Below are 26,644 nucleotides of genomic sequence, written 5' to 3' on the forward strand. Positions count from 1 at the left end.
GCGTAAGAGCAGCCTTCCAGCTGGCGCCGACTGGAAGAGCCTATAAGTAAGGTCCGCAGTAATCACGATCCAACGCGCCTGTCGGGCTTAGACGGCGTCGCTTACAATGTCCCTTGTGCTCTGCTCTTGGGAACTACAATCAATGTCAGCCCGCGCGTATGTCGCTTTGTTCTTAGCATTTCTACTTATGTCAACTTTACCCGGCACCTGCACAGCGGGTGAACTAGAAACCAGCACACAGCGTGCTTGGAATTCCGAGCACGGGTCTGAGAATCACCAAACGGGTCACCGCGCCACCGGAACCGTTACGGACCGTACAAGCGCAGCATTCGAGCCAACTCCGGAGCAAGAGCTCGAAGTTCATGGATACTTCGCCAGTATCCATCTAGAACAGCTCCTCAATGCTCAAGAAGAGTTCGTCGAGCTAGCGGGAAGTAGCCCCAGTCATGCTCTAATATTTGCTTCCGCAGTGCTAAATGAGAAGTTTGAGTTCGTAGCTGGCGAATTTATTGAGGACGGGCGCGCCACTCAGGAAGAAAGCATTTTCGCGATGTTCTTAGCATTGAGGCAGCTGAGCACCTTAGCCCAGATCTTAGGGAACCAAGATGGCAGTGTTTGCTATCTCCGTGAGAGCAGGGAGATGAGGCGCATCTTTGAGGGAAGGACTGCTAGAGCAATTAACTGCAGACCGAATCTTCACTCGCCGAGCGAGATCGCCGGCGCCCTCCGCCACGCTTATACACCGCAAGGGGGGGAACTGCGAGAACGCGCCAACAAGTGGGCAACCAAAGCGATGGTGTTTGGGCTTGAGAGCGCAATGGCGGAACGTCATTTAAGCGACCCAGAGGCTATTCGCTAGACCGTCGCGTAAAATGTGAAGTTCAAATGCAGTTGATGAGATGGCAAGCGTGAGAATCTTTAGCAGCATCCGAGATGCCTACAGAAGGAACTGCCTGAGGCAGCCTCAGGGGCGGGAATCTTGTCAGGTTCAGCGAGTCGCCGGTCAGAAATTCGCCGATGTTCCGTCGGCGCAGGCGGACTCGAAGAATGTCAAGTAACAAGTGCTTATGTCCAGATTGCAGTACGCCGGTATCCGTTAATGCCTTTACGTGCATCAGTTGTGGCGCTCCCTTGCAAAGATACCGTGCTGTTGCCAAGGCTCGAGTAGGCTCTGCCTACGCACGGACCAGTATCGCCAAGCTGGCACGCTTCTCATTCGGCACGTTCGTTGGAAACTTGATCCTGCTGGTGCCGGTCCTCTGGATCTCGGTAGTGGTGCTTGCCACGCACGACACGAACTTCACCAACAAGCGCAACTCCCCGATGACGCAGCAAACGCTGCGGGAAACTTGGCGGCACCACTCGCTGACAAGCAGGCTGATCAGTTATGACTTGCGATTATTCGCAAAGGATGTGCGTCGGGACCATTATCTCTGGGAAGACGACTACTCTCTCCCTGCCGATTTCGGCCATGGAATTGACTACGAGTTTTGGGTTTTCGGAGACGCGAAGTCCCAAGAGCACTTCGATGCCATCGTTCGTTATGGGCTGCGAATGACGGCCGACCACGCTGGGTACCACCAGAATGCAATGGGCGCTAAGTCGGCCATCGCTCTCGTGTCCCTAGTCGAGGCTTTAGTACTTGCCATAACCCCCGCAGCCGTAGTCGCCTGGATCCGATCAAAGCCTGCGGATCGGACAAACCGGCAGCTCGCTCCGCTCTAGATTTGGCTGTCGGCCACTGGGCTTTGCGAACGCTCCGGAGTCTGACGGCACCGTGGGCTAGTGAGCAAGCCGACGAAACAGCAGTCGTCGGGGTGGGTGCAGTTTGATGCGTCGAGCAGTCCGCCGCTCGTGAGTAGCGCGCGCGGCTAGATTGTCAGAATAATGGAGAGGAGATCTAGTAGTGCGGAAGACAGGCTCTGCCAAGAGAGTTATCCACGCTGTTGCATTCTTAGGGATTGCCGCAGTCGCTTTGGGATGCGCCGAAAGCTCTGAGTCTGCTCGCTCCACAGAGGTGATTCCGGCCCCAATCACGGGGGTTGATCAGCTTCTGACAAATGGAGACTATCTCAACAAGATTCGAGCGCTGCAGGCGACGCAAAGGAAGATGGTCTTTATTCTCGTCCGAGCGAAGGTCGAGAAGAACCTGCAGATGGTCGCGGAGGCCAATGCACTCGCCAGTGCTAGCGCGAGAGATCGGACGAACGTCATCAAGCTGGTGGCGGTGCAAGCTGCCGCGCTCAGGATGGTTGCCGATGCTGCCGACTGGCCAGAGATGGCCGAGATTTACAGCGAGAGCTCGGAGATCGCGCAGGCACTGGTTCGCGGAGAGCTCAGTAGGGAGAAATTTGGGTCCGCAGCCCGCTCCATCGACATCCGAACCGAAGAAGAACTGGGGGCATTCATTGCGGCCGAAGGTGACGCGACGGCGGCCGAAGGCATGGATGACTTTGTCGAGAGATTCGCGGCTCACCTAATCGCGACAACCAAGGCCATGGCGTGGGACATCGATACCAGCCAACTCTGATTGAAATCCCCGGTTCGAAGCGCGGCGGTCATCGGCATGCGCTGCGGATCTTGGCTACGGATGCGTGATCGAGAGTTGCCGCAGCAGAGCAAATCTGCGCAATTCATCTTTGAGCGCCCCACATCAGCATTCGCCCGAACTCATCATTCAATAGAGCTCGACGTCCCCCGCCTTCAGTGGCAGTCGGCTCTAGAGTCCTGGGTTAGGGTATCCGAGCCCCCCAGGGCTTTGGCGTAGGCCTCCGGGGTGAGCCCGCCAAGCGCCTTCTTGGGCCGTTCCTCGTTCTATTCGCGGCGCGAGGTTTCGATGGCCGTGCGAGCGTGCAGCAGGCTGGTGAACCAGTGTTCGTTGAGGCACTCGTCGCACAGGCGGCCGTTGAAGCTCTCGACGTCTCCTCGCTTTGGGAAATTGGACTCCAGATCGCCGTGCTACTTAAAATCGGCGGGACGTCGGCCTCTGAAGCGCGGGATCTTTCGCCATTGTCTTGCCAAGTAGCGCTTCTAGTGCAGCTTCGCGGTTGCGCGACAGCTGGGGTAACTGGTGCAGCCGAGAAAAATGCCGTATCGCCCATTCTTCTTCTCAAAGGTGCCTTGCTTACAAACCGGGCACTGGCCGCCAGTGCTGATAGGTCCCTGGATCTTGTGGGGCGCGGGAGGCACTGTAGTCGCTCGCACCTCCTCCCCCACTGTGCTTCTAGTGAAGTCGCAGGAAGGGAAACGTGAGCAGCCTTGGAAAGCGCCGCGAACGCCTTCGCGAAGGCGAAGTACGCCACTCGCACACGCAGGACATGCTTCCAATTCCTCACCGTCCACTGGCTCGATCTTCAGGCGGCCGTTCGTCGCCAACTCCACGATAAATTGGGAGGGCTCACCAAGCGTTGTGTAGAAGCGCACCTGTTTGCGAGCTCGGGTCATAGCAACATAGAACAGGCGGCGTTCCTCGGCGTAAGGAAATGGATCTGGAGCCGGCATTGCCAGTTGAAGCACCGGATCGTCCTGGATCTGGCTTGGGAAGCCACGAGTGCCTTGAACCACGTTGAGGACGAAAACGTACTCGGCCTCCAAGCCCTTTGATCCATGCGCTGTCCGGTACTCGATCTTCAACCGATCACCGAACGCGTTCTGCCACTGGCCTAAGCCAGCCGGGATGTCATCGCGGTAGCGCCCCAGCAGCATGACGGTGACACGATCACCATTGGCCGGTATCAGCTTGCCGGCGGCCACTGCCCCTCGCATCGAGGCGAGCTGGTCAGCGACATGGTCATGCATCGCCTCCTTGCGTGAAAGTGCAAAGGCAAGAATTGGGGTCTTCAGCAAGGGGTTGGTGGTTGTCACGTCCTTACGGATCTGAGCTGGATTGGCTTGGACGAACTCACTCGAAACGTCGCACAGGTGCTGGGGGCAGCGAAAGGTAGTCGTCAGGGTGAGGCGCGTAGAGTGGTCGAACGTGCTTTCGAACTCGGTCATGACTGAGATATCAGAGCCGGCAAACCGGTTGATACCCTGCCAGTCATCGCCAACTACGCATAGGTGCGCATGTTCTTTGGGCTGAGCAGCTAGAGCTTTAAGAAGTCTGATGCGTGCCCGCGAACTATCCTGAAACTCGTCAGCGAGGATCACGGTGTAAGGGCTTTGGAACCGACCGCTTTCCACCAGTTCGGCTGCTGTGACAAGCATGTCCTCAAAGTCAATGCACTTGGCATTCCTGAGGCGTCGCTCCCACTCTGCGGCAACTCGCTCGTATATCGCGAGGAACAAGCGCAACCTATCAGCGAACCCGCTTTCGGACTGAGTAGAGAGGACTCTGTGTAGATCCTCCCTTGTCAACCCATTGTTCTTCACATGCTGCTGGAAGGTGCGGATCGTCCTGGCTAGGTCCTCGTTCGAAATCGGACCAAGGCCCTTGGCCTCTCGCTCGCCGTCGAATGCAGGGCTGAGGCCATACGCCCGCAAAGAGTCCTCTAGGTCGCGCAGCGCTGTGCCATTGCTCAGGGCAAATGAGGTTGTCTCGATGCAGGTCGTGCCCTTCTCGGCGTGGATCATTCGCTTCCATTTGACGCCTTCAATGTAGTCCTTGAAGTGCTCAGGGGCGTCGCCATTGGCATTGAGCGCGTAATGCTCATGGTAGAGGGCAGCCTCTGGATAATAGAAATCCGGGTAGTACTGGCGATGGAACTGCGTCGCGGTGTCGTGTTCGTAGGCGCGCTCATACACGTAGTCAATCTGATGGTAGAAAAGCCAGTCGGCGATGGTACGTTCCTCCTTGCTCTTCACAATCTCGCCGTTGGCAGTAAGAAATCCGCGGTTGCCATCTGCGTAAGCGTCCGGCTCTTCCGGGATGCCCCACTTGCCAATATCGCGCCCGTAAATTGTGCGAAACACGGCCCAGTCGCGCCGGAACTCAGCGTTCTCAGCGGAAAGGCTGGCCGCAATCTCTGCGATCTGCCGAATGTCCCCGTTCGGAACGGCTGGATCCACCCAGGGCGCGAGTGTTGGTTTCTTGCCCGTTGCGTCCGCGATGACATCGATGCCAAAGGAATGAAAGGTCTTGGACTTGACCTGATCTACCTCGGGAACGTCAGCTAGCTGTTCCGCAATCCGCTCTCCGACTTCCCTTGCGGTGGCCACGTTGAAAGCCAGCAGAAGAATCTGATTCGGTTTTGCCAGCCTCTCATGGAGGACATAGCCGGTCTTGGCCACCATGGTGGAGGTTTTGCCCGATCCAGCTGCTGCTACCACCATCACATGATCGTCCATGCACACACATGCGTGAATTTGCTCGTCTGTTAGCGGGTTTTTGTCGACTGTGTCGAAGAACTCCTTGCACTCATGGCGCTTTCGCTTCAAGTGGGCAGGGTTGTGCGGATCAACGAGAGCCGCCAGCGCCTCAGACGGAGAAGTCGTGCGTGTAATGATCCTCCACACGTCATGGGTGACCCCATGGCCAAGGTCTTTGACTTCAGGGGTAATTATCAGGTCTAGAATGCTCGTTGCACTGTGGGGGTCTTTATTTTCCGGCTTGCATAGCCCCTTCATCGCATACTCCCAGCTATTTCCTGGCCACGCCGGAACAGGATGGGAGTTGAGGTGCTTTGAAACAGCACTCTTAGGTATCCAGCGGTCCCCACCGTAGGTGTCGATGAAGGCCTTAACCCACTCTGCGACATCCCTGATGAACAAGCTTCGCCTAAGCGATTCTGCTTTCGACTTCGCAACGGTACTGGGTGTGCCTTTCCAGTCGGGCCAGGATTCTGCTCGCTTTCTAGCCTGCGCTGCTTCAGGATGGTTAAAAATGCTGTCCCAAGAGATGTTTCCTGGGGTCGGTGGGGGGGTTGAGTTTTTCAGAATCCCGACGGCATAGCTCCCAAAAACGTCCGGAGTTGCCTTTGCCAGTAGTTGGGTGACCCGCTCCATCCATGCTTCAAGTTCATTCTTGGAGCTTGAAACGAGGTCGGCGATAACTGCGGCCCACGCGCGGTCAAATGAGTTGGCCATATCAACGGCCCGCTCATTCGGAATACCGTCAACTTTGTGTATGACAGAGCCTTCCGCCGTCTGGAAGGTGAAGTGGCAAGTCGCCCATACGAAGCCCTGAATGACTTCGAGCTTAGCCAGCTGCAGCAGGTGAACTTTCACCGACGGCAATCCGGCGACGTTCATGACGACCTGGTCACCGGAGATATAGACGGTCCATCGGGGTGCGCCTGTGACAAGCGTACCGTTATCGGTTGGCCACCAACTCATCCGTATCCTCCCCCCTCTCTGGCCCATTATGCTTCGAGGCGCAGCATGGTGCATCGATGCCGCGTGGCCGTCCGGACTACCCTGCGGAACGGCGCGGATCGTCCGCACGCTGCCACGCTCCCTGCAGATCGGTAAGATCTAGCGTTGGCTCGGTGAGCCTAAGGGGTCGGTGCTTCCGGGAGCTGGCAGAGGAAGCCCAGTTCTCGAGGGAGACAGAGCGATCATTGTCGGTAGGTCTTTAACAGGGGAAGAAAATGAACAAGATGTTTCTGGCGGCCTCACTGGTCGCCGTGCTTTCCGCGTGTTCGCAGGTTGACAAAGTGAGTGGCGATTCCGCGGGTGCGGATTCGAGCGCGCCGGCTGTGGCTGACGCAACGGACGAGCAGAACCGAGCAAAGTGGCAGGAAGAAGCGATTCTGTTGATGGGCTACGAGGAGTTCGGTCGGCGCGTCGGCGGGCAGGCTGCGCCCACACTGGTGGAAATCCAAGCGGCAATGGATGGCTTTCGAAGCGATCAGAGTGGACTTTCCAAAGCTGTACCGGGTGCAACTCAAGTTGCTGAGCAGGTAGCGGCACCGATTAGCCCTTCAATTCCCGAGAGCGTTGCGAACTGGCAAGGGGGATTTGTTCAGGGCGACGAGGAGTACATCGCGCGCGTCGAGGGGCTCTCTCTCAGGATCTATTGCCCTACAGATGCTGGGTTCAACCCAGACTCCCCCTCGGTCGTGGCGCTCCACCGTGGGAGCGTTGATCAAGAGATCTCCGGATCAATCGAGGTCAATGGAGCGTCAGTTGATTTGCCACACGAGGCGATGAGCAACGTTGGAGTTGAGAACTTTACGTTCATGCTGCGAGAACTCCGTAAAGGTGATGCTCTGATTCGGGCCGAGGGAAAGACGATAAAGTTGCTGAAGGGAAATGCCAGAGCGGTCTTGCCAGATCCAGATGGCAGTGACTTCGCATGTAATATGTTCTGACGACAACAAGATTCGGATTTGGGGGGGGCGAGCTAAGGCTTGCCCCTTTTTCATTGGGGCCGCCTCAGCGATACGAAATTCTTTCAAACCTATATCACTCAGGTGAAGTCAGTCGGTGCTGGCTTTGCGCAAGGGCACAGCGCTCTTTGTGCGCCGTACCAAAGGACTTCAAATGAGTGATAGGTCGGAAGCGATCTACTGCGTGCTAGTAGTGGTTGCAGCAACGCTGGTTAGTGTTGCTAGATGCGTTCATTGCAAGTATCTGAAGTTTCCGTGATCTACAACCCCTCGCAGACCACAAGGCCCGGCAGTCGCCGGGCCTTGTGCGTTTATGCCCCCCGATTCAGGAGAAGTGACGATGCACCTGGTTGAAACAATGGCCTATGCCGGTGAAGAGCCCTGGCACGGCCTCGGCAATAGGCTGGCGCCGCAACAATCGGTTGATCTCTGGAAGCAGCAGGCCGGCATGGACTGGGAGATCGAGGAGTCTGAGGTCCGCTATGTCGTGGGAAAGAACGGGATCGGGGCCATCAACGCCTTCCCGGAGCAGAAAGTCCTGTACCGGTCCGACACGCACGCCCCTTTGTCGGTCGTGTCCAAGCGGTACAAGGTGGTCCAGCCGGGCGAGATCCTGGAGTTCTACCGCGACCTGACCGAAGTCGGGGGCTTCGAGTTGGAGACGGCTGGGGTCCTGCGGGAGGGCCGCAAGTTCTGGGCCTTGGCCAAGACGGGGCAGAGCACGGTGCTGAAGCGGAAGGATCGCGTCGACGGTTACCTGCTGCTGGCCACGGCCTGCGACGGTACGCTGGCCACCACCGCGCAGTTCACCTCGGTGCGGGTGGTGTGCAACAACACCTTGGCCATCGCTCTCGGCAGCAACGCGGGAGCCGTCAAGGTGCCGCATCGCAGTCAGTTTGATCCCGACGTGGTGAAGCGCCAGTTGGGCATCACCGTGTCAACCTGGGATTCGTTCGTGGCCCGAATGAAGGCGCTGGTCGAGTGTCCGGTGGATCCCGACTCGGTGGACGGCCTTCTGCGTCGAGTGCTGACATACCCGAATCCGGACGGCAAGGGCGTGGCAGTGAACGAGCAGGCCTTCAAGGTAGCCCGCGCCCTGTACGACGGGGCGGGCAAGGGGTCGGAGCTGGCCAGTTCGCGCGGAACGGCGTGGGGCGTGCTCAGCAGCGTGACAGAGTTCGTCGACCACCATCGGCGTGCCAGGAGCGACGATCACCGCAGGGATGCAGCGTGGTTCGGTCCGGGGGCCCAACTGAAGCAGCGCGCTTGGGATGAAGCCATGAAGCTGGTGGTCTGAGCCATGGCGATTGACTGTCTCGACGTCGCGTACATCGCTATTGGGGCCAAGCAGGCGCTGGACAAAAGTGGTGCGCCTTACTCGAAGCTTCCGTTCGAGGGAGAGCTGCGTTACGTCCAGGCCTGCATCGAGCAAGCCGAACGTTTGGGCCGGGCATGGCAAGGTTGCAGTGAACAGTTCCCCAGCGTGTGGTGCTACGAAGTGGCTGAGCCCTTTGGTCGGGCCTTTGGCAGGCACCTCCTGGCTGGCGGGGACACTGACGCCGCCGAAAGCATCCTGAGCAGGATTCTGGTGTCCGCTATGGCGACATCGCCGGCCTAACCGTTTAACTCATCAAGCAAGGCCATAGGCCCGGTCTCCGCGAGGAGGCCGGGCTTCATTCATTGGAGGATCCGAAATGAGCAGATCGGCGGCGATTCGTCTGGTCGATACACGCGCTCTCGAGCGTGAGCAATGGTTGGAAGTTCGCAAGCAGGGCATCGGCAGCTCTGACGCTGCGGCTGCGGTGGGCTTGTGCCCGTACAAGAGTCAGCTGGAGCTCTGGATGGAGAAGACCGGCAGGGCCGTTCGGGGCGAGGAGCCGGGTCAGGACAATCCCATGTACTGGGGCACCCTGTTGGAGCCGCTTGTCGCCGCGGCCTACACCGAGCGAACCGAGCGAAAGGTGCGCCGCGTCAATGCGGTGCTTCAGCATCCGACCTACAGCTTCATGCTGGCCAACATCGATCGGGAAGTGGTCGGTGTGCCGGATGTCCAGATTCTCGAGTGCAAGACGGCCGGGGAGTTCGGCTCACGGCTCTGGCGGGACGGCGTGCCGGAGTACGTCCAGCTCCAGGTCCAGCACCAGCTAGCCGTGACCGGCAAGCTGGCCGCAGACGTGGCTGTCCTCCTGTGCGGACAGAAGCTTGAGGTGCATCGGATCGAGCGCGACGAGGACGTAATCTCGCGCCTGATCGTGCTGGAGGCCAGGTTCTGGGAGCACGTAACCCAGGACACCCCGCCGCCGGCTGATGGAAGCGAGTCTGCCGCCCGAGCACTGCGCAGCCTGTACACCGGCAACGACACGAGTATCGACTTCAGCGAAGACGCCGAGCTGTCGGCCACTTTCGATGGCCTGGTGCTGCTGCGCGACGAGATTGCCCAGATGGACAAGCAGGCCGAGCAGATGCGCCAGCAGCTGGAGCAGTCCATGGGGGATGCCTCCCGGGCGTTCTTCCCGACCGGCGAGATTACCTACCGGCGCTCCAAGGACGGCACTAGCATCGACCTCAAGAAGCTGGGCGAGGCCCATCCGGACCTCGTGGCCCAGTTCACCGTCGAGCGGCCCGGATCCCGGCGGTTCCGGATCGTTCCCAACCCAATCGAAGGAGCATGACCATGCTGAAAGGCCTGGCGATCACCCCGCCCGTGGTCGGGCGGATCTCAATCGGCCGCGTGGTCGAGCGCAACGGCAAGCGCCTACCGGAGAAGGACGATCAGTTCACCCTTACCAGCCAGGTGCAGAACCGTGAAGGCTGGGTGCTGCATCCGATGGATGAGGCTTTGCGGAAGGAGTCAGGCGGTAAGCTGCGCGCAATCCCAGTTCGCCTGCTCTTCAACGACCCCAGTCTCAACCTGCGTGCGGACTACTCGCTCTTCGATCGCACCACTGGCAGGCCTGTGTGCGTCGGCAACGGAGAGACCAGCCGCAGGATGGGCAAGGACGGCATCAGCCAGGAAGCCTGTCCCGGCCCCGATGGCTGCCCGTTCGCCATGGGGGAGTGCAAGGCGTATGCCCGCCTGAACGTGAGGGTCGGAGAGGAGGACGAGCTGGGGAGCTTCGTGCTTCGCACCACGTCCTACAACACGATCCGGACGCTGGCAGCCCGCTTGGCGTACCTCGATGCGGTCTCGGGAGGGCGCTTGGCCTGCATGCCGCTGGAGCTGAAGCTGCGAGGCAAGTCCACGACGATGAGCTTCAGGTCGGCGATCTACTACGTTGATCTGGTGGTCAGGGCTGGCCTGTCGTTGGAGCAGGCCATCGGGGAGGCAAGGTCGCTGGACCAGGCTCGCAAGGATGCGGGCTTCGATCAGGCGGCTCTGGATAAGGCCGCAAGGCAGGGGTTCTCCAACGGCGCGTTCGAGGACCTGGCCGAAGACGTGCCAGCCGTGGTGGAGGAGTTCTACCCGGCTGATGCCGGCGGCTCAGACAAGGGCATCACAAACGGATCCGTGGGCGGCAGCTTGCAGGATCGCCTGGAGAACAAGGTGGCCCGCTTGGGGGCCGGTTAGTCAATGAAGAGGAGCACGACAATGTTGAAGGCAATTGGCGGGGCCGTTGTGTACGGCTTCGCGCTCTACGGGCTGAACAAGTTCATCGAGCAGGTAAAGACGATGCAGCGCACAAGGCAAGCGCCAGACCAGGAGGAGCCCAGCCACACGCCGGAGCAGGCGAGCGCTGCTGTCTGACGGGAGTAGCGGCGCTTCTGGCTCGCGGACAGCCAAGGGCGGGTGGCGGCAATGGAAAGGGGCGCTACTGCGCCCCTTTTTCGATTCAGCAGGGCACTACAAGGGATTTAAGCGAGGAGAACCAAATGGAGCAACAATCCGCGGGCTTGCCCCCGCTGTACGTTCGAAGTGGGACGCGATCTTACAAGGCAGCCAGCCCCGACGAGGTCCTGGAGGCGGCTCGCGCGGTCATTGGACAGAGGATGCAGCGAGGAGCCGCATTCTCAGATCCGCAGGCCGCCAAAGCCTTCTTCCGCGACAAGCTGGGCGGGCTTGGGCAGGAGGTCTTTGCCGCTGCATTTCTCGACACCCGCCACCGCCTGGTCGAGTACATGGAGCTGTTTCACGGAACCATCGACGGGGCCGAGGTGCATCCACGGGAGGTCGTGCGTCACGCGCTCCGTTGCAACGCCGCAGCGGTCATCGTGGCTCACAACCATCCGTCCGGGTCGGAAGAGCCCTCAGCCGCCGACCGGACCGTGACAGCTCGACTTAAACAGTCTCTCGCCTTGGTCGACGTGCGCCTCATTGATCACGTGGTCGTGGGTGGGCTGCGGACGGTCGCACTGGCTGAGCGTGGCTGGATCTAGCCGTTGGTGGTTCGGCTATTGAGTGCGGTGATCACATCCGTGGCGGGAGGCTTGTCCAAAGCGGGGTGCACCAATGTGCACCCCGCTGTGCTAGCGCCTGCTGCTTTTTTTTTCACTTCGCCGGGTTTCTCGAGTTCTGGACGGCTCACTACGAGTTTTCCAAGGAGCTGAAAACGGCTTGGCATTGCTCACAGATCGCTATGGTGGTTCCGAAGGCGCGCTGGTTGTTCTCAGCGTAGTGCGTTACGAATCCGGCGATGGCACTCACGCAGGGGAGGGTGGGGTCACCTCAGCAATCTGCATCCATCCAGAATCGAAAGTAAACGTCCTGGCGCGACCGACGGGGTTCTGAATCCTGAGCACACGAGCTTGCGCAGGATCAGTCGCGTGCTCGACCACGTACAACCAATACGCATCGCCCTTTTCGCGCGCGCAATGGAACTGCGTGTGTGACAGACCGACGGGACGATTCTGCAAGCTGCCCGTCATCGCCTTTACCTCCACCCATCGAATCTGTCTCCCCTCCCTGTCGGCCTCGAAAAGGTCAAAGCCTGGGTTGCCTTCCGGAGTGCGGCGTAGTGCTGGCTCAAGGTCCAGGATCAGGTCGATTGCGCGTCCCTCGATCTGCATCCGTTCCGCCTGGTCGAGGCCATCTGGATCAGGGTCGTCGTCATAGGAATGCGTGCCGACGTAGGAAATGAACGGCCTACTGCCTGCGTGACCGGGCGACCTCCTTCCCTGACCGCCGCCTTTGCCTTTGCCCTTGTCACCACCATTGCTTTGGCCACCTGATCCGCCGTGGTCACCTTCTCTGCCCTGGCCACCGCCGCGTGAAGTCTCCGTACCAATGAGGCCATGGCCACCACCCCCCGCACCTGTGCCCACGCCGTCACCGCCGTCTGCATCAGGGGTGCCGGGCGGAATATCCGGCATGTCATCGCCGTATAGATCTTTCGCACCTTCGTAAACGTCGCCATCGCACGGCTCGTCGGGCTCAGGTTCGGGTGCTGGTGAGGCCTCGGGTTCTGGCGTCCGAACTGCGCTCAGTCGGGATGTCAGCTCGGCAACGATGGCGGGATCTCTTCGCAGCAGGTCGAGAATGGCTGGATCGATGCCTGCCGCTTTGGCGAGTTGATCGATGATCGGTGGCTTGAAGGTGATCTTGGTCAGCAGGAACGGGTTGGGCTTCCAGCCGAGGGTGTCGAACACGACATCCCCCGGAGGCACTAGCTCGCCTTCACCGTTTGGCACCCAGGGGGCTTGATTGAGCATCCGGATGAAGGAGGCGTCAAACCTAGCGGTCTTTGTCTGGTGGGAATAGCCCCACCTGTAGGAGCCGTAGAAAGCAGCAGTGCCGCCCGCCTCCAGATCAGTCAACGCCTTCCACAGCACCTTCGCCCTGGCTGCAGCCTCCTCGGGTCTCAGCCCAAGTAAGAACTCCAGTAGCTCCGGCAGCCCGCGAAGGGTGAAGTCTTCGGGCTCATCTTCCCGGCTTGCACGCTCAAGGCCTTCCTTTTTGCGGAGCTGCAGTTTCTCGGCTCGTCCTAGACCAGAGGGTGTTGCCTCCGGCATAAGGTAGCGGCTTGCGCCACATGACACGAGCAGGTCACGGATGCTTTCACCGCGCAGGCAGTCGTATCCGTTGTCGACAATGAAGACATCCGGCACACCGGCGAAGAGCTGCTGCAGGCGTTCGGTAGCGATGTAGACCTCTTCCGGTTTGGCGAGGTAGGTTTGGTCGTCACCAGTGTCGACAACCATCACAAAATTACTGTTGCGCAGGGCCGACCGAAGCTTTTCCTTCTGGACTGTGGAGTCAGTGTTGAAGGCCGCAAGGATGCGCTTGATATCGGCAGCGTAGGCGTCTTCATCCGCATCTACACCGTCCTGCTGGTACTTCGGCAGGAGGTGCCAGATAACGTCATCTACCGGGTCAGGTTCGGTGATGCCCAGCGAAAGTAAGAACTCCCGAGCCTCCGGAGTTGCACATACGGCGGGCCGAACCGTCGGGAAGCTCGTTGCAATGTTGCTAGGTAAGAACGCCCTGGCTTCGCCGTCCTCGTGAGCGCGGACGTGCGCACCATCATCGAGGCGAACGAGCGGAACAGTGCCCAAGAGAGGACGCAGAGCCTTCCCTTGTCCATTCAGGAATTCGTACAGCCGAGACACCCACTCGTCGGGTTGCTCTTCCAAGAATGTCCTTGTCAGACTCGATACGAGCTTTATGGGCCTGATTTCATCAATTTCGAGCTCATGCATCAGGTATTGGCGAATCTCGGGTGCTTTGTCCTGAGTGATATCGTCGGACAGCCAGGCGGCACCCTCCGAGCCGAACAGTGCCGCAACCTGGTTAGGACTGAAGAGCTCCCGCAACTCTTTCGTGCGAGCCAGCTTGGCTTGATGGGCAGCGACATACCCGGCATCAAAGGTCGGAAGCAGCGGCTCCTCCTGGAATGCCTGCCGGACGGCATGGAACATGGGCGTGAACCGCGAGCCCTCTGGAAACTTTTTGTCGTCAATCGGCAAGCAGCGCAGCGCCGCTATATCCAACATAGCGTTATCCCGCATCCATCGCATCGCTTCCACTAGCAAACTGGACGTTTCCTGGACAAGATGCTGGTTCCACGGATCTGCGGGCGGTACATTGTCGCGGCTTGGCGTGGTGCGGTACGGCCCCTGTACGAGAAAACCAAGATCGCTTTCCACGACGGTCGGAAAGAACACCACCATTGGCGACTTAGCCAGAGGCTGTACCGACCAGCGGCCAGGGGCATCTTTTTCAGCAAGCAGTGAGAAGGCGATTTCTACCCGGCCGGCCTTGTGCCCTTCCGCAAAAGACACGTCACGATGGAAGACCAGCCAGTTCTGATCGACTTCCGGTCGGTCATCTTCGTGTCCGATTAGCGTGACGCGCTGGACGTTGGGTCCGAGTGCTTCGGGGGTGTTGCGCAGATAGAACCCCGAGGCGCCGCCCTCGACGCTCCAGTAGATCTCGTTAATGTGGCGCAGGAACAGTAATGCGCCAGGCCCAAGGTGGCGGAACCCGGCCGTGATCTCCTGCGCCGCGGTAGGGTCGTGGGGCTTCAGCGGCAGGATGATCTGCGTCTCGCCCTCAGCGCGCGCCGACGGCGCCAGTCGCTTAGGAAAGACGTAGCTCTCGATGGCGAAATCCTCATCGCCCGAGTGAATTTCCGGAAGGTCAGTGACGGTATACACAGACTTGAAGCCGAGGCCGAAGCGTCCGATGGAGGACTCGTTTTTGGTGCTCTCGGCAATGTCGCAGATGCTGCGGACGTCGGCCTCGTCGAATGGCTTTCCGTAATGCGAGAGCTCGAGGCGGGTCGGGGTCAGGGTGAACGCAACCTTGCGTGATCCATCCCACTCGCCGCGTCGACCGAGGGCGTCCTCCGCGTTTTGCAGCAGTTCGAAGATGAAGTGGGTGCGATCATCGTACAGGCCAGCGGCCAGCTGGCCGGACTTCTGAGCCCCTTTGGAGCCGTAGCTCTCCCGGTTCTCCGCGCAGATTTCCTCATAGTTCGACGTCACGGCCCCCTCCGTTGGTCAGGCAGGCTACCGGCTGCCAAGATTGCCAAGTGTGCACAATCGTGCAGCATAATGACAAAGTGCCGCGGTAACCCAGGCACGGTGCGAGAGGGGGGCGGGGAGATGGGGATCTTGATGGGTGAAATCCTCACGATTGACGAGGTAGCGGCCTACTTGAAGGCAGGCAAGCGCACGGTCTATCGCCTTGCGGCCGGCGGGAAGCTCCCAGCCTTCAAGCTTGGCGGGACATGGCGCTTCCGGCGCGACGACCTGGACGAGTGGATCGCCAGCCGCATCGGCAGGGTGGGAGCGGACTACGACGAGGGTCGGAATGACCAGTAGCGCCGCTGTCCTTCAATCCAAGGCCAACCCTCAGCAGCTCGAAGCGATCCTCGCCGCGGACGGTCCGGTGCTCATCATTGCCGGCCCTGGCTCAGGCAAGACCTTCACGCTGGTCGAGCGCATCGTCTATCTCATCACGCAGAAGGGCATCGCGCCCGAGTCGCTGTTTGTGGTCACATTCACGGACAAGGCTGCGCGCGAGCTGACTACACGTATCTCCAACCGACTGACTGACGTGGGCATCAAGTTCAACCTGAACGAGATGTACCTCGGCACGTTCCACTCCATCTGCCTGCGGCTGCTGGAGGACTTCCGAGAGTTCACGCGGCTCAAACGCAGCTTCACGCTGTTTGACCAGTTCGACCAGCAGTACTTCCTGTACCAGCGGATCAAGCACTTCCGCGAACTGCCTGATGCCCAGCTCGTCATGGGCGACGATCAAACGGGCCGCTGGGCGCAGTCTGAAAACCTGCTCAAGTGGCTCAACAAGGTCAGCGAGGAAGCGCTCGACGTCAGCACGTTGGTCGCCGCCCCCGAAGTGGAAATCCGCGCGCTGGCCACCTGCTTTGCCAAGTACCAGGAGCTGTTGCACGAGCACAACTCGCTGGACTTCTCCGGCATCCAGTACGAGGCGCTGCAACTGCTGGAGACGCACCCCGAGGTGCTGGCACAACTGCGCGAGCGGCTCACCCACCTGATGGTGGATGAGTACCAAGACACCAACACCATTCAGGAGCGCATCCTCCTGCTGCTGGCGGGCGAGAACAAGAATCTGTGCGTCGTCGGCGACGACGACCAGGGCTTGTACCGCTTTCGCGGAGCCACTATCCGCAACATTTTGGAGTTCCCGGCGCTGTTCGATGACGGCCAGTGCAAGCAGGTCAAGCTCACCGTCAATTACCGCTCGCATCCGGACATCATCCGCTTCTACAACGAGTGGATGAAGGAGCAGGTATGGGATGACGGAGAACGCGCATTTCGCTTCGCCAAGCAAATCGTCCCGCGCGAAGACGACTTCCCTGACCTGCCCACGGCGGTACGGCTAGCAGCCAGCGACGAAAAGGGTGAAACCTCCAACTGGCACGCTGAGGTGCTGGCCCTCCTCAACAGCCTGAAGGCATCCGGCCAGCTTGCAGACTGGAATCAGGTGGCCTTTCTGTTCCGCTCGGTGAAGAACGACAGGGTGGTGGCCCTCGCGCGCTTCCTAGAAGCTGAGGGCGTACCTGTGTTCTCGCCGCGTTCGAACATGTACTTCGAACGCGAGGAAATCTGCCTGATGATCGGTGCGCTGATCTTCCTATTCCCGCAGTTCCCCAAGGTGCGAGCGTGGGCCGAAGGCGTCACGCTGCCGATCTGGGACTACTATGACCAGCTTTGCTTCAAGCCCTTCATCGACGAGCTTCGCAAGCCTGAGAACAAGCCCCTGCTGGACTGGGCACGCCCGCTGGCCAAGCGCCACGCAGTGCTCACGCAGAACACCGACTACGCCTTCTCCGGACTGTTCTACCAACTGCTCCAGTTCCCGCTCTTCTCGCGCTTTCTCACCGAAGAAGCGGTGCAAGGCGTGGACAAGGGGCGCGCGGCGCGCAACCTCGGCACCTTCTCCAAGCTGCTCATCAAGTTCGAGTACCTGCACTTCGTCAGCGTGTTGAACCCGGAGTGGCTGGAGAAGAACATCCGCGACCTGTTCAACCAGTTTCTGCGCTTTCTCCAGGACGGTGGAATCGGCGAGTACGAGGACGAGTCCGAGTATGCGCCTAAGGGCTGCGTCTCGTTCCTGACCATCCACCAGTCCAAGGGGCTGGAGTTCCCGGTCGTCGTCTGCGGCTCGCTTGAGGCGGTGCCGCGCAAGCAGTACAGCGAGCTTGATGTGCTCTTGGAGGATGGTGGCTACCTGTCCAAGGAACGCTTTGAGCCACTGGATCACATCAAGAACTTCGACTTCTGGCGGTTGTTCTACACGGCCTTTTCGCGCGCGCAAAACTTCCTGGTACTCGCAGCGCAGGAGAAGCAGGGGAGGGGAAGGTCACCGTCGAAGTACTTCGACCGTCTGTTCTACGAGTTGCCGAGCTGGCGCGATGTCGATTTGTCTGGGCTGATCTTCGAGGCGGTGAAGCAGATCAACCTCAAGCGCGAGTACTCGTTCACCTCGCACATAACTGTGTTCGAGAACTGCGCTGAGCAGTACCGCTTCTTCAAAGATCTGGAATTCGCTGCGATCCGCGAGAGCCCGATGCTGTTCGGTACCTTGGTGCATCAAACCATCGAGGACATTCACAAAACCGTGTTGCGCGGTGAGGAATCCACCCTCAATCGCCTGGCCATCGAGGGTTGGTTCTCGGCCAACTACGCGATGCTGTCGAAGAAGGAGCGCGTTTACCTTGCGCCCAGCTCGCAGCAGGCGGCGTTGCTGCACGTGCTGCGCTACTACGAGCGGGAGAACGGCAATTGGGATCGGATCAAGGAGGCTGAGGTCGAGATTTCACTGGTCAAGGACCAGTACATCCTCAAAGGTAGCGTTGACCTGATTCGGGGCGAACACGACACCGTCGAAATCCTCGACTTCAAGTCGGAAAAGAAGCCCGACATGGAGAAGGATCGGGATCGCCTGCGCCAGTACCAGCATCAGTTGGAGGTGTACGCCCATCTGGTCGAGGAACGCACCGGCCAGAAAGTCAGTCGGATGCACCTGTACTACACCGGCGAGGACGGCGGCAACCCTTACGTCTCCTTTACCAAGGACGACCGTGCCATCGGCAAGACCGTCGCGCGCTTCGACGACATCGTCGCACGCATCGAGCGGCAGGACTACGCCATCACCGCACGCCCGGCCAAGCTGTGCCAGAGCTGCGACATCCGCGCCTACTGCGACAACAAGAATTGGAAATTCAGGAAAAACGACAAATGAGCAAAACCACGCCTGCGCAGGACAGCCTGCAACTTGGCACGCCCGATGGCGTCACCACCAACGTCGAGAAGTACGAGTTCGAGCCGATCAAGGGCTATCCGATGCTCAACTGGCGCGGTAAGCGCCCGTTCACCTCGACGCAGTATTACCCAGCGCAGTTGAAGGAAGTCCACGACGAAGAGGTGGGCGGCTGGCGCAACAAGATTTTCTGGGGTGACAACCTGCAGGTGATGAGCCACTTACTGAAGGAGTTTCGGGGCAAGGTCGATCTCATCTACATCGACCCGCCGTTTGATTCGAAGGCGGACTACAAGAAGCGCATCCGGCTCAAGGGCGGACTGGCAGAAGGCGACCAGAGTTCGTTCGAGGAAAAGCAATATGGCGACATCTGGAACAACGACGAGTACCTTCAGTTCCTGTATGAACGGCTGGTGCTGCTGCGCGAGCTGCTGGCGGACAACGGCTCAATCTACGTTCATTGCGACGCCAACCGTGGGCACTACATCAAGTGCCTTCTGGATGAAGTTTTTGGTGCGGGGAATTTCCGGAACGAGATTATCTGGAAGCGTACTGCGGCACGAGCTGACTCGAAGACTTACAACCACGTCCACGACACCCTATTTTTCTACACTAGGGGAGAACGCTTCACGTGGAATAGGCAGTTCACCGAACACAGCGAAAATTATCTAAGTAGCAAATACAGCAACGTCGATAAGGACGGTCGTCGCTATACGCTCGACAACATGACTAGCCCTAACCCTAGACCCAACATGACGTATGTGTGGAAGGGGTTTCAACCGCCAGAGAACGGCTGGCGATACAGTCTTGAGAAAATGACGGACCTGGATGCGCAAGGCCGCATTTGGTATCCAGAAGACAAAACCAAGCGGCCACGATTCATCCGCTTTTTGGACGAGTCGGACGGACGCCCCCTGGATTCGGTGTGGACGGATATTTTTCCGGTCAACTCGCAGGCGAGCGACCGACTCGACTACCCCACCCAGAAGCCCGTTGATCTGCTGGAGCGTGTCATCAAGGCATCCTCGGATACCGGATCGCTCGTGTTTGATTGCTTCATGGGCTCGGGTACGACGCAAGATGCCGCGATGCGCCTTGGTCGCCGTTTTATCGGCGCGGACATCAATCTGGGTGCAATACAGACGACAGCGAAGCGCTTGATCGGGGTTGCTGATAGCCTGCGCCAGAAAGCCCTTGATGGCGAGACCAAGTACTTCACCGGCTTCGAGTTGCACAACGTCAACCACTACGACATCTTCCGCAACCCCGTTCAAGCGAAGGAGTTACTGATCGAGGCGCTGGAAGTGCAGAAGCTGGAGTTCAGCACCGTGTTCGACGGCGAGAAGGACGGACGCATGGTCAAGATCATGCCCGTCAACCGCATCGCGACGCGCGCCGACCTGAACGAGCTGATCGCGGGCTTCGACTACAAGGCGTGGGAACGCAAACAGAACGAGTCCCCGAACCGCCCCGTCGAGAAGATCACGCTCGTCTGCATGGGCCACGAGCCGGACTTGGCCGCGCAACTGGAGCTGGCCGCCAAGCCCTTCAAGATCGACGTGGAAGTGGTGGACATCCTGCGCGACAAGGCCGACTTGGAGTTCAAGCGCGACTCGCAGGCAAAGGTGGTCATCAAGAAGGGCGAACTGCGCATCGAGAAGTTCTACCCGATGAACCTGCTGCAAAAACTCTCGCTGCAGAAGGAATCGGTCGAGGACTGGAAAGAGCTGGTCGAGTCGGTGCTGATCGACTGGAACTACGACGGCGCGGTGCTGACACCGGCGGTGGTGGACATCCCCGGCAAGAGCGATCTCGTCAAGGGCGCGTACCAGGTGCCGGACGATGCGGGCACCATTCGCGTGAAGATCACCGACCTGCTGTCGGAGTCGTGGGAAGGGAGCGTGGGCAATGGCGACTAAGCGCGCAGCCAAGGCGGTGAGCGCGTCGCTTGACTTCGCCTTCTTCCAGTTCCTCTGGCAGTTCTATCAGGCCAACCGCGGCACGATCCGGTCGCACTACAAGGAGCTGACGCGCAAGTTCCTCGACTTCAACAACCCGGAGCGCAACCCCAAGGCCTTCCTGCGTCAGCCGCAGTTCGAGGCGCTGGAAACCTACGTCTTCCTCAAGGAGTTCCTCGGCAACGCCAAGGTCGAGGAGATCTTCCAGCAGTGGTTCGAGAAGCAAGGCCGCTTCGCTGACCGCGCTGAGGGTGGCGTCGTAGCGGGCAGCGCTGGGCAAGTCGGCCTATTCGACCAGATCACCCAGGATCAGTACAAGGCCGTGTTCGCGGCCATGCGAAAGAACTCGCGTGTCTACCCAAATTATATCTTCGCGTTGACGATGGGAACGGGCAAGACGATTTTGATGGGAACCTGCATCTTCTACGAGTTCCTTCTTGGTAATAAGTTCGAAAAGGATGCGCGCTATTGCCACAACGCTCTGGTGTTCGCCCCGGACAAGACAGTTCTGCACTCGCTGAAGGAGATCGAGTCCTTCGACTTGGCCCGTGTGGTGCCTCCGGAGTACGTCAACTTCCTGACAACACACCTGCGATTCCACTACTTGGAGGAGGCAGGCACCTCGCTGGATACTCTGGATCGCTCGCGATTCAACATCATCGTATCGAACACGCAGAAGATCATCCTCAAGCGGCAGCGCAAGGAGAAGACATCCGTCGACAAGCTGTTCGGCGGAACCGGAGAAGCGCTCTCGGCCACTGGGGTCTATGCCGACGCCGCCGACCTCTACAACTTTGATAAGCCGGAGGACGAGGGCGAACTCACCACGAACCAGCGCTTCGAGAAGCTGCGCCGATTGGGGCAGCTGGGCATCTTCGTTGACGAAGCACACCACGCCTTCGGCAAGGCCCTGGCGAAGGACATGGGCCTGGGGACCAAGGAAACGGACACCAGCCTGCGCACTACGATTGACGTATTGGCTGCGAGCCTGAGCGCGGCAGGTACGCGAGTGGTGGCCTGCTACAACTACACAGGAACGCCCTACGTGGGGCGCGAGGTGTTGCCCGAGGTCGTCTACGCCTATGGCCTAAAAGAGGCGATCGATAAGGGCTTTCTCAAGAATTTGACGCTGCATGGCTACGCCAACACCCGCACGGACGAGTTCGTGGACATCGCTGTTGAAACCTTCCTGAAGGAGTCCGGTGAGCTCCGTCCGGAGGGAATGCTGCCCAAGCTAGCGTTCTTCGCCGCCACGATCGATGAGCTGACCGGCGAGCTGCGGCCAGCAGTGGAGCGAGCGTTGCTCAAGCGTGGCCTCTCGACTTCGCGAATCCTGGTCAACGTTGGTGACAGCAAGATCACCACCAATGACGACGTTCGAGAGTTCAACCGACTCGACACGCCAGGCTCGGAGAAGCAGTTCATCCTCCTGGTCAACAAGGGTCGCGAAGGCTGGAATTGCCGCTCGCTGTTCGGCGTCGGCCTCTTCCGAGAGCCCAGGTCCAAGGTGTTCGTCCTACAGGCCACCATGCGCTGCCTGCGCGCTATCGGGGAAGCTCAGTATACCGGGCAGGTGTTCCTCTCCAAGGACAACCTCAGCACCCTGAACGAGGAGCTTCAGCAGAATTTCCGCATCAGTGCCGACGATCTGCAAAAGATCGGCAAGGACAAAGAGCGCGTTGAAATACGCGTGAATGAGCCACCGGTCAAGATCAAGCTGGTTCGCGTGCGCAAGCAGTATCAGATGCGTGAGAAGCAGCTCGTGCACGGGCAGGCGCTAGGTGTCGACCGTACCGACAAGGAGGCGTGGGGTGAGCTCGTGGAGAAGTACCGGCTGATCGAGACGCAGCAGGACGGACTGACTGCCGCCGACGCGGCCCGCGCCTCGGTGAGCCGTACCTTCGACCTGACAGAGCGCCGTGAAAAGTGTGCGTTCTCACGGCTGACGCTGGTCTCCGAGGTGTCGCGCTACCTCAACCGCAGCCCACTGGAGATTGAGGAGCTGCTTGACGCGACAAAGGAAGGCACGGACGAGCTGGTCGCCATGACCAACGAGTTCAACGAGCTGCTCTACGACGAGATCATCCCGCGCTTGTTCCGCCAGCTCTATGACCTCGATGAGTCGCAAGAAACCGAGGAACACGAGGTCGATCTGATCAAGCTGCCTCCGAACGGTTACTACGAGGTGTCGGCTGCCAAGGATAGGATCGTCCGCATGGGCGATACTCGGGTCAAGGATGAGGAGCGCGCCAAGAGCTTCCACCTCGACACTTACTGTTTCGACTCGGGCTCTGAGAGTTGGCTGTTCTGGGACCTACTGCGCGAGAACCAGGTGAAGAAGATTTACTTCACCGGCATGCTGACCCACGGGCAGTCCGACTTCTTCATCCAGTACATCGATCCAGACTCGCGCACTGTTCGCAGCTACTACCCGGACTTCATTTTCCAGCGCCAGGAGCCGGATGGCAGCCTGAAGTACGTGATCGTCGAAGTGAAGGCTGACAATCAAATCGAGGATGCAGTAGTCCAGGCGAAGAAGGAATTCGCCCAGCAGATCGCTGTGGCCAGCGGAATGGAGTATCGGATCCTGAAGTCCACAGATGCCGATGCTCGCCGGTTCCGGAGCTTGCTATAGGTCTTTGAATGAGCTTGGTATACGTCAGTGACAATCAGGCGGAGAGAGCGATTTATTCAATCATCGATCTAATGTAATTAATTACTCATGTGGTACTACCCTATGAGCAGAATGGTGAGTAATGGTGACATTGTAGAAGTGTAGATACTCCCTGTCGATATAGGGGAGGGGAAGCCTACGCGCACTTACCGTTTCCTCTAAACCAGCTCGAACAAGCACGCGAGGCCGACCAAGGCAACCTGGTCGGCCTTTTTTTATTCGCCAACTAAGAAAGGGTAGTAACCAATGGCTACATTTTGCTTCCAACTCAAGAGCGGTCGGAAGGGAACGGCGCTGGATCATGCAAGTTACATCGCACGCAATGGCTTCCACAAGAAGCGCGGGGACCTGGTGGATACTGATCATGGGAACTTGCCGGAATGGGCAGGGGATGATCCTCGAGCCCTATGGAGGGCAGCTGACAGGTTTGAGCGAGAAAATGGCGCTGCGTACCGTGAAGCAGTTATTGCGCTGCCGGTAGAGCTCGCGACCAATCAGAACGCAGCACTTGTATCGGATCTGATTGAGGTGGTTGCTCCTGGCAAACCGTATCAGGCGGCAGTTCATGCGCCGACGTCCTCGCTTGAGGGGGAGTCAAACCCGCACCTGCATCTGATGTACTGCGACCGTATCGATGACGGCATTGAGCGTCCCGCGGAGAAATTCTTCCGCAGGTTCAACGGCAAGAATCCCGAAGCTGGAGGCCGGAGAAAGGCAAGTGGCGGACTCAATCGAATGCAGTTGAGAGATTCGGTCATCTCGACGCGGAAGGCTGTGGCGGACACCATTAACCGACATCTGGAGACCAATGGCCATAGCGCGCGGGTCGATCACCGAACACTCAAGGACCAAGGCCTTGAGAGGAAGGCTGAGCGGCATCTAGGGCAAGCACGCATCAGGAATATGTCCTCGGAGGAAAAGGCGACGTACAGGGCTATGCGCAAGATGGCGACGAGTGCCAGTGACTGAGAGCAATGGTCTCAGCTAGGTGACTGTTCCTTGCGCTGATCTATCCATTGAACAATATCGATCTTCTTCCAGCGAATCGTGTTCGGCCCGTAGGACACATGTTTCGGAAATTCGGGGGTCTTCCGCAGGTTGTCAACAGAGCTTACGGACATCCCGATAAGTGCGGCGACCTCCTTCTTGTCCAGCATCCGTTCGTCGTCGACCGAAGAGGCGGTCCGCACCGCCTCTTCGGCATGCCTGGCCGTAGAGCCTAGCTGGCGTGCCAGCGCGGGCGTCGCGGGAGCGTTGGGCTCCTGGAGGGCGGCAGCTTCCTGTGTGACCAAGTCAGACTTCGCTGGACGATGTTCCATCCGCGCCTGCTGTTGCCTCGCTCGGTGAGGTCCAGAGCTCGCTTGCGGCGCGCCTGTCTTTGCGTTAGAGAATAGCTTTGGCGTAGCAGGGCTCGGGAAGCCTGACGGCCGAAATGATCGCCTGAGCAGCATTCTTCCGAAGACGAATGATGGCATTTGTTCTCTGTCGTAGGTCTCGCCGTCGTAATTGCTTGGTAGATCCAGCGTGTCGTCTAGGCCGATCCTTTCGAGACGCGCGTGGGTGTTGAGATTGGTCTCGGATGCCCACCACGGGGCGACACCTTCGCTTTCGAGGTAGGTAGCCAGTGTTTTAGGGGTCATCCAAGCGTGTGACGCCAGAGTGGTGGTGCGTTCCGAGTCTGAAATCTGAACAGTCACCTTCTCCTGGCCGACGTCGCGACGGAGCTCGCTGAGGAGTTGCGAGAACAGAAAGACTCTGAGGCGTCTGTCGACGAGAAGATGGTGTTCATGGACGAATAGTGGAAGAACTTTCTCGCCGGCCTCCACCATCTTCTCCAATAGTGATTCGTACTGGAAAGGGGCGACCGGATACTCAAGAGGCGTGAGGTCGCTCTGATACCTAGCGAGAATATCGCTTTTCTGTCCCGTGCTTAGGAACGCGGCTGACACGCCACTTCTGTGATACTCGATGAACCCCGTGATCAGATCGCTTCCTCCCAAGGCGCTCCGCAGAGGCAGCTTGGCGTAGACGACCAGACTGATCGCATCGTCGACGTCGATCTTGGTCGCCTCGAACAACGAACGAGGGCACGTGAAGTAGTGGTCTGACATCTCACCCATGTGATTCTTGCGCCAGGCAGAAAGCTGCCCAAGCATCCATCAGGGCTCGCCTTTTCTCAAGAGCATCTCCGCGCCGATATGCTGCTTCCGTCTTGTTCGCCAGCACGTGAGCTAGCGCGATTTCTGCAAGCTCCCCAGGAAACTGCGTGAACTCGCCAACCCAGTCCCGAAATGTGGATCGGAAACCATGGGGCACCGCGCCCGCCTTCATTCGCCGCATGAGGGCGGTCAGACTCATATCGGACAGCACTCCTCCTTTGGGGCCGGCAAATATGAAGTCGGTTGGACACGGTCTATCAAGAGCTCTGGCCGCCTTCAGAACAACGAGTGCGGCTTCGCTCAGGGGAACGCGATGCTCCCTCTTGGCCTTCATCCGGGAGGCGGGAATGGTCCAGATGGCCTGATCCTCGTCAATTTCTGCCCATTTGGCTCCTCGTACCTCTCCGCTTCGTGCCGCAGTGAGGATCAGGAACCGGAGCGCCAGCGCGCTCACGCCGGATTGCTTGGCCAACCGGGCGAGGAAGTCTGGTGTGTCGGGTGCGGACATGGCTTGGAAATGGCGTACTTGGCGAATCTTGCTCGGCGCAGGGAAGACCTTGTCGAGGTGTCCTTTCCATCGGGCTGGGTTTTCACCTGCGCGGTGCCCACGCACGCTTGCCCAGTCGAGGACGCTCTCGATGCGTCCTCTCAATCGAGCGGCGGTTTCGGTCTTTTGAGTCCAGATTGGCTCAAGGACCGCGATGACATGCTGCTCCGTGATGGCATCAACGGCCATTTCGCCGAGGGTAGGGTGGGCATAGGTCTCAAGTGTTCTGCTCCACTGCTGGCGGTGCTTCGCGTTCTTCCAACTGGATGCCTGGAGGGAGATGTAAGCGTTCGCCATCTCCTTGAAGGTACGGCGGGAAGCCTGATGCGCACGGAGTGCGTGCAGGGCCTCTCGGCGTTTCGCAGCGGGGTCGATCCCGTTCGCAACCTGCTCGCGCGCCTCTCTGGCCTTTTCGCGTGCTTGGGCCAGAGTGACGGTTGGATACCCGCCCAAGCCGAGATGCTTTCTCTTGCCGCCTACCATGATGCGAAGCACCCAGGAGCGACCCTGCTCTGCGTTCACGTACAGGTACAATCCAGTAACGCCCCCGACGGCGTGGTTACCCGGACGCGTGAGGCGACTGATCTCGAGCGCGCTCAGCTCTTTGGCCTTCTTTGGCATGACCCGCATCCAAACTTGCTTTCTACCATCAACTCTACCAAAGAATGTTCGCTTGATCTGGTTGAACTTGGGATGCTCTACGCTCTCAGATCCTCCCAACTACCTGTATGACAATGAGTTATGAGGTTTGAATGTGCGGCTTTGGGGAGGCTCTGGGAGGTGTTCTTGCGGACACCTCTTCCGCCATATGGCGAGCGTTTCACGCCATTTCCTTGCGCGGCGTGTGCCACAT

At 59.0% G+C, this 26,644-nt stretch carries 18 protein-coding genes and 1 pseudogene; 14 read left to right on the forward strand and 5 right to left on the reverse strand.

Annotated features, from left to right (window positions below; all coding sequences use genetic code 11):
• Positions 1-1,236 precede the first annotated feature (1,236 nt).
• Together ACW7GZ_RS12465 and ACW7GZ_RS12470 are read left to right on the forward strand one after the other, a co-directional pair.
• Positions 1,237-1,725, forward strand: a complete 489-nt coding sequence (locus ACW7GZ_RS12465) for a hypothetical protein (protein WP_457009475.1) — start codon at positions 1,237-1,239, stop codon at positions 1,723-1,725.
• A 181-nt stretch (positions 1,726-1,906) separates the two neighbouring features.
• A complete protein-coding gene (locus ACW7GZ_RS12470) occupies positions 1,907-2,530 on the forward strand; it encodes a hypothetical protein (RefSeq protein WP_457009477.1) in 624 nt (207 codons plus the stop codon).
• Between the two features lie 189 nt (positions 2,531-2,719).
• Here ACW7GZ_RS12470 and ACW7GZ_RS12475 read toward each other — a convergent pair.
• Together ACW7GZ_RS12475 and ACW7GZ_RS12480 are read right to left on the reverse strand one after the other, a co-directional pair.
• A pseudogene (locus ACW7GZ_RS12475) lies at positions 2,720-2,919 on the reverse strand (integrase core domain-containing protein); the annotation flags it as partial.
• Positions 2,920-3,030: 111 nt separating this feature from the next.
• Positions 3,031-6,189 (reverse strand): UvrD-helicase domain-containing protein, encoded by a 3,159-nt coding sequence (locus tag ACW7GZ_RS12480; protein ID WP_457009479.1) that lies wholly within the window; start codon positions 6,187-6,189, stop codon positions 3,031-3,033.
• Between the two features lie 338 nt (positions 6,190-6,527).
• Between ACW7GZ_RS12480 and ACW7GZ_RS12485 the strand changes: the two genes are divergently transcribed.
• The 7 genes from ACW7GZ_RS12485 to radC all read left to right on the forward strand — a co-directional run bounded on the left by ACW7GZ_RS12485 (position 6,528) and on the right by radC (position 11,642).
• On the forward strand, positions 6,528-7,250 hold the full coding sequence (locus ACW7GZ_RS12485) for a lipoprotein (RefSeq protein WP_457009481.1): 723 nt from the start codon (positions 6,528-6,530) through the stop codon (positions 7,248-7,250).
• A 358-nt stretch (positions 7,251-7,608) separates the two neighbouring features.
• Positions 7,609-8,565: a DUF932 domain-containing protein gene (locus tag ACW7GZ_RS12490; RefSeq protein ID WP_457009483.1), complete on the forward strand. Its 957-nt coding sequence runs from the start codon at positions 7,609-7,611 to the stop codon at positions 8,563-8,565.
• Positions 8,566-8,568: 3 nt separating this feature from the next.
• On the forward strand, positions 8,569-8,886 hold the full coding sequence (locus tag ACW7GZ_RS12495) for a hypothetical protein (RefSeq protein ID WP_457009485.1): 318 nt from the start codon (positions 8,569-8,571) through the stop codon (positions 8,884-8,886).
• Positions 8,887-8,962: 76 nt separating this feature from the next.
• Complete coding sequence (locus tag ACW7GZ_RS12500) at positions 8,963-9,940, forward strand: YqaJ viral recombinase family nuclease (RefSeq protein ID WP_457009487.1); 978 nt, start codon at positions 8,963-8,965, stop codon at positions 9,938-9,940.
• Between the two features lie 2 nt (positions 9,941-9,942).
• Positions 9,943-10,836: a recombination directionality factor gene (locus ACW7GZ_RS12505; protein WP_457009489.1), complete on the forward strand. Its 894-nt coding sequence runs from the start codon at positions 9,943-9,945 to the stop codon at positions 10,834-10,836.
• A gap of 21 nt (positions 10,837-10,857) precedes the next feature.
• Positions 10,858-11,013 carry a hypothetical protein gene (locus ACW7GZ_RS12510; protein ID WP_457009491.1) on the forward strand — a complete coding sequence of 52 codons (156 nt, stop codon included), beginning with the start codon at positions 10,858-10,860 and terminating at the stop codon, positions 11,011-11,013.
• Positions 11,014-11,138: 125 nt separating this feature from the next.
• Positions 11,139-11,642, forward strand: coding sequence for a RadC family protein (radC, locus tag ACW7GZ_RS12515; protein WP_457009493.1), 504 nt, complete (start codon positions 11,139-11,141; stop codon positions 11,640-11,642).
• A gap of 264 nt (positions 11,643-11,906) precedes the next feature.
• Here the strand turns inward: radC and ACW7GZ_RS12520 are convergent, their stop codons facing one another.
• Positions 11,907-15,188 (reverse strand): sacsin N-terminal ATP-binding-like domain-containing protein, encoded by a 3,282-nt coding sequence (locus tag ACW7GZ_RS12520; protein ID WP_457009495.1) that lies wholly within the window; start codon positions 15,186-15,188, stop codon positions 11,907-11,909.
• A 132-nt stretch (positions 15,189-15,320) separates the two neighbouring features.
• Here ACW7GZ_RS12520 and mads1 point away from each other — a divergent pair, with 132 nt between their 5' ends.
• The 5 genes from mads1 to ACW7GZ_RS12545 all read left to right on the forward strand — a co-directional run bounded on the left by mads1 (position 15,321) and on the right by ACW7GZ_RS12545 (position 24,054).
• Positions 15,321-15,527: a methylation-associated defense system helix-turn-helix domain-containing protein MAD1 gene (gene mads1, locus ACW7GZ_RS12525; protein ID WP_457009497.1), complete on the forward strand. Its 207-nt coding sequence runs from the start codon at positions 15,321-15,323 to the stop codon at positions 15,525-15,527.
• Positions 15,517-18,435: an ATP-dependent helicase gene (locus ACW7GZ_RS12530; protein ID WP_457009499.1), complete on the forward strand. Its 2,919-nt coding sequence runs from the start codon at positions 15,517-15,519 to the stop codon at positions 18,433-18,435. The genes mads1 and ACW7GZ_RS12530 overlap by 11 nt, the downstream gene beginning before the upstream one ends.
• The gene (locus ACW7GZ_RS12535; protein WP_457009501.1) at positions 18,432-20,372 is read left to right on the forward strand and encodes a site-specific DNA-methyltransferase; all 1,941 of its coding nucleotides are present in this window, start codon (positions 18,432-18,434) and stop codon (positions 20,370-20,372) included. The genes ACW7GZ_RS12530 and ACW7GZ_RS12535 overlap by 4 nt, the downstream gene beginning before the upstream one ends.
• Entirely contained in the window at positions 20,362-23,046 is a 2,685-nt protein-coding gene (locus ACW7GZ_RS12540) for a TnsA endonuclease N-terminal domain-containing protein (RefSeq protein ID WP_457009502.1), read from the forward strand. Before ACW7GZ_RS12535 ends, ACW7GZ_RS12540 begins: the two co-directional genes overlap by 11 nt.
• Before the next feature lie 285 nt (positions 23,047-23,331).
• Positions 23,332-24,054 (forward strand): MobA/MobL family protein, encoded by a 723-nt coding sequence (locus tag ACW7GZ_RS12545; protein ID WP_457009504.1) that lies wholly within the window; start codon positions 23,332-23,334, stop codon positions 24,052-24,054.
• A gap of 11 nt (positions 24,055-24,065) precedes the next feature.
• Here the strand turns inward: ACW7GZ_RS12545 and ACW7GZ_RS12550 are convergent, their stop codons facing one another.
• Both ACW7GZ_RS12550 and ACW7GZ_RS12555 read right to left on the reverse strand, forming a co-directional pair.
• Complete coding sequence (locus ACW7GZ_RS12550) at positions 24,066-25,205, reverse strand: helix-turn-helix transcriptional regulator (RefSeq protein WP_457009506.1); 1,140 nt, start codon at positions 25,203-25,205, stop codon at positions 24,066-24,068.
• Complete coding sequence (locus ACW7GZ_RS12555; RefSeq protein WP_457009508.1) at positions 25,198-26,412, reverse strand: tyrosine-type recombinase/integrase; 1,215 nt, start codon at positions 26,410-26,412, stop codon at positions 25,198-25,200. The genes ACW7GZ_RS12550 and ACW7GZ_RS12555 overlap by 8 nt, the downstream gene beginning before the upstream one ends.
• Positions 26,413-26,644 lie beyond the last annotated feature (232 nt).

It is taken from the genome of Luteimonas sp. A537 (assembly GCF_054052065.1).

What these genes read in the sequence shown, in the direction of transcription:
- ACW7GZ_RS12480 (WP_457009479.1), bottom strand. Translation starts at nt 6,189, where the DNA reads ATGAACGTCGCCGGATTGCCGTCGGTGAAAGTTCACCTGCTGCAGCTG.
- ACW7GZ_RS12485 (WP_457009481.1), top strand. Translation starts at nt 6,528, where the DNA reads ATGAACAAGATGTTTCTGGCGGCCTCACTGGTCGCCGTGCTTTCCGCG.
- ACW7GZ_RS12490 (WP_457009483.1), top strand. Translation starts at nt 7,609, where the DNA reads ATGCACCTGGTTGAAACAATGGCCTATGCCGGTGAAGAGCCCTGGCAC.
- ACW7GZ_RS12495 (WP_457009485.1), top strand. Translation starts at nt 8,569, where the DNA reads ATGGCGATTGACTGTCTCGACGTCGCGTACATCGCTATTGGGGCCAAG.
- ACW7GZ_RS12500 (WP_457009487.1), top strand. Translation starts at nt 8,963, where the DNA reads ATGAGCAGATCGGCGGCGATTCGTCTGGTCGATACACGCGCTCTCGAG.
- ACW7GZ_RS12505 (WP_457009489.1), top strand. Translation starts at nt 9,943, where the DNA reads ATGCTGAAAGGCCTGGCGATCACCCCGCCCGTGGTCGGGCGGATCTCA.
- ACW7GZ_RS12510 (WP_457009491.1), top strand. Translation starts at nt 10,858, where the DNA reads ATGTTGAAGGCAATTGGCGGGGCCGTTGTGTACGGCTTCGCGCTCTAC.
- radC (WP_457009493.1), top strand. Translation starts at nt 11,139, where the DNA reads ATGGAGCAACAATCCGCGGGCTTGCCCCCGCTGTACGTTCGAAGTGGG.
- mads1 (WP_457009497.1), top strand. Translation starts at nt 15,321, where the DNA reads ATGGGTGAAATCCTCACGATTGACGAGGTAGCGGCCTACTTGAAGGCA.
- ACW7GZ_RS12530 (WP_457009499.1), top strand. Translation starts at nt 15,517, where the DNA reads ATGACCAGTAGCGCCGCTGTCCTTCAATCCAAGGCCAACCCTCAGCAG.
- ACW7GZ_RS12535 (WP_457009501.1), top strand. Translation starts at nt 18,432, where the DNA reads ATGAGCAAAACCACGCCTGCGCAGGACAGCCTGCAACTTGGCACGCCC.
- ACW7GZ_RS12540 (WP_457009502.1), top strand. Translation starts at nt 20,362, where the DNA reads ATGGCGACTAAGCGCGCAGCCAAGGCGGTGAGCGCGTCGCTTGACTTC.
- ACW7GZ_RS12545 (WP_457009504.1), top strand. Translation starts at nt 23,332, where the DNA reads ATGGCTACATTTTGCTTCCAACTCAAGAGCGGTCGGAAGGGAACGGCG.
- ACW7GZ_RS12550 (WP_457009506.1), bottom strand. Translation starts at nt 25,205, where the DNA reads ATGGGTGAGATGTCAGACCACTACTTCACGTGCCCTCGTTCGTTGTTC.
- ACW7GZ_RS12555 (WP_457009508.1), bottom strand. Translation starts at nt 26,412, where the DNA reads ATGCCAAAGAAGGCCAAAGAGCTGAGCGCGCTCGAGATCAGTCGCCTC.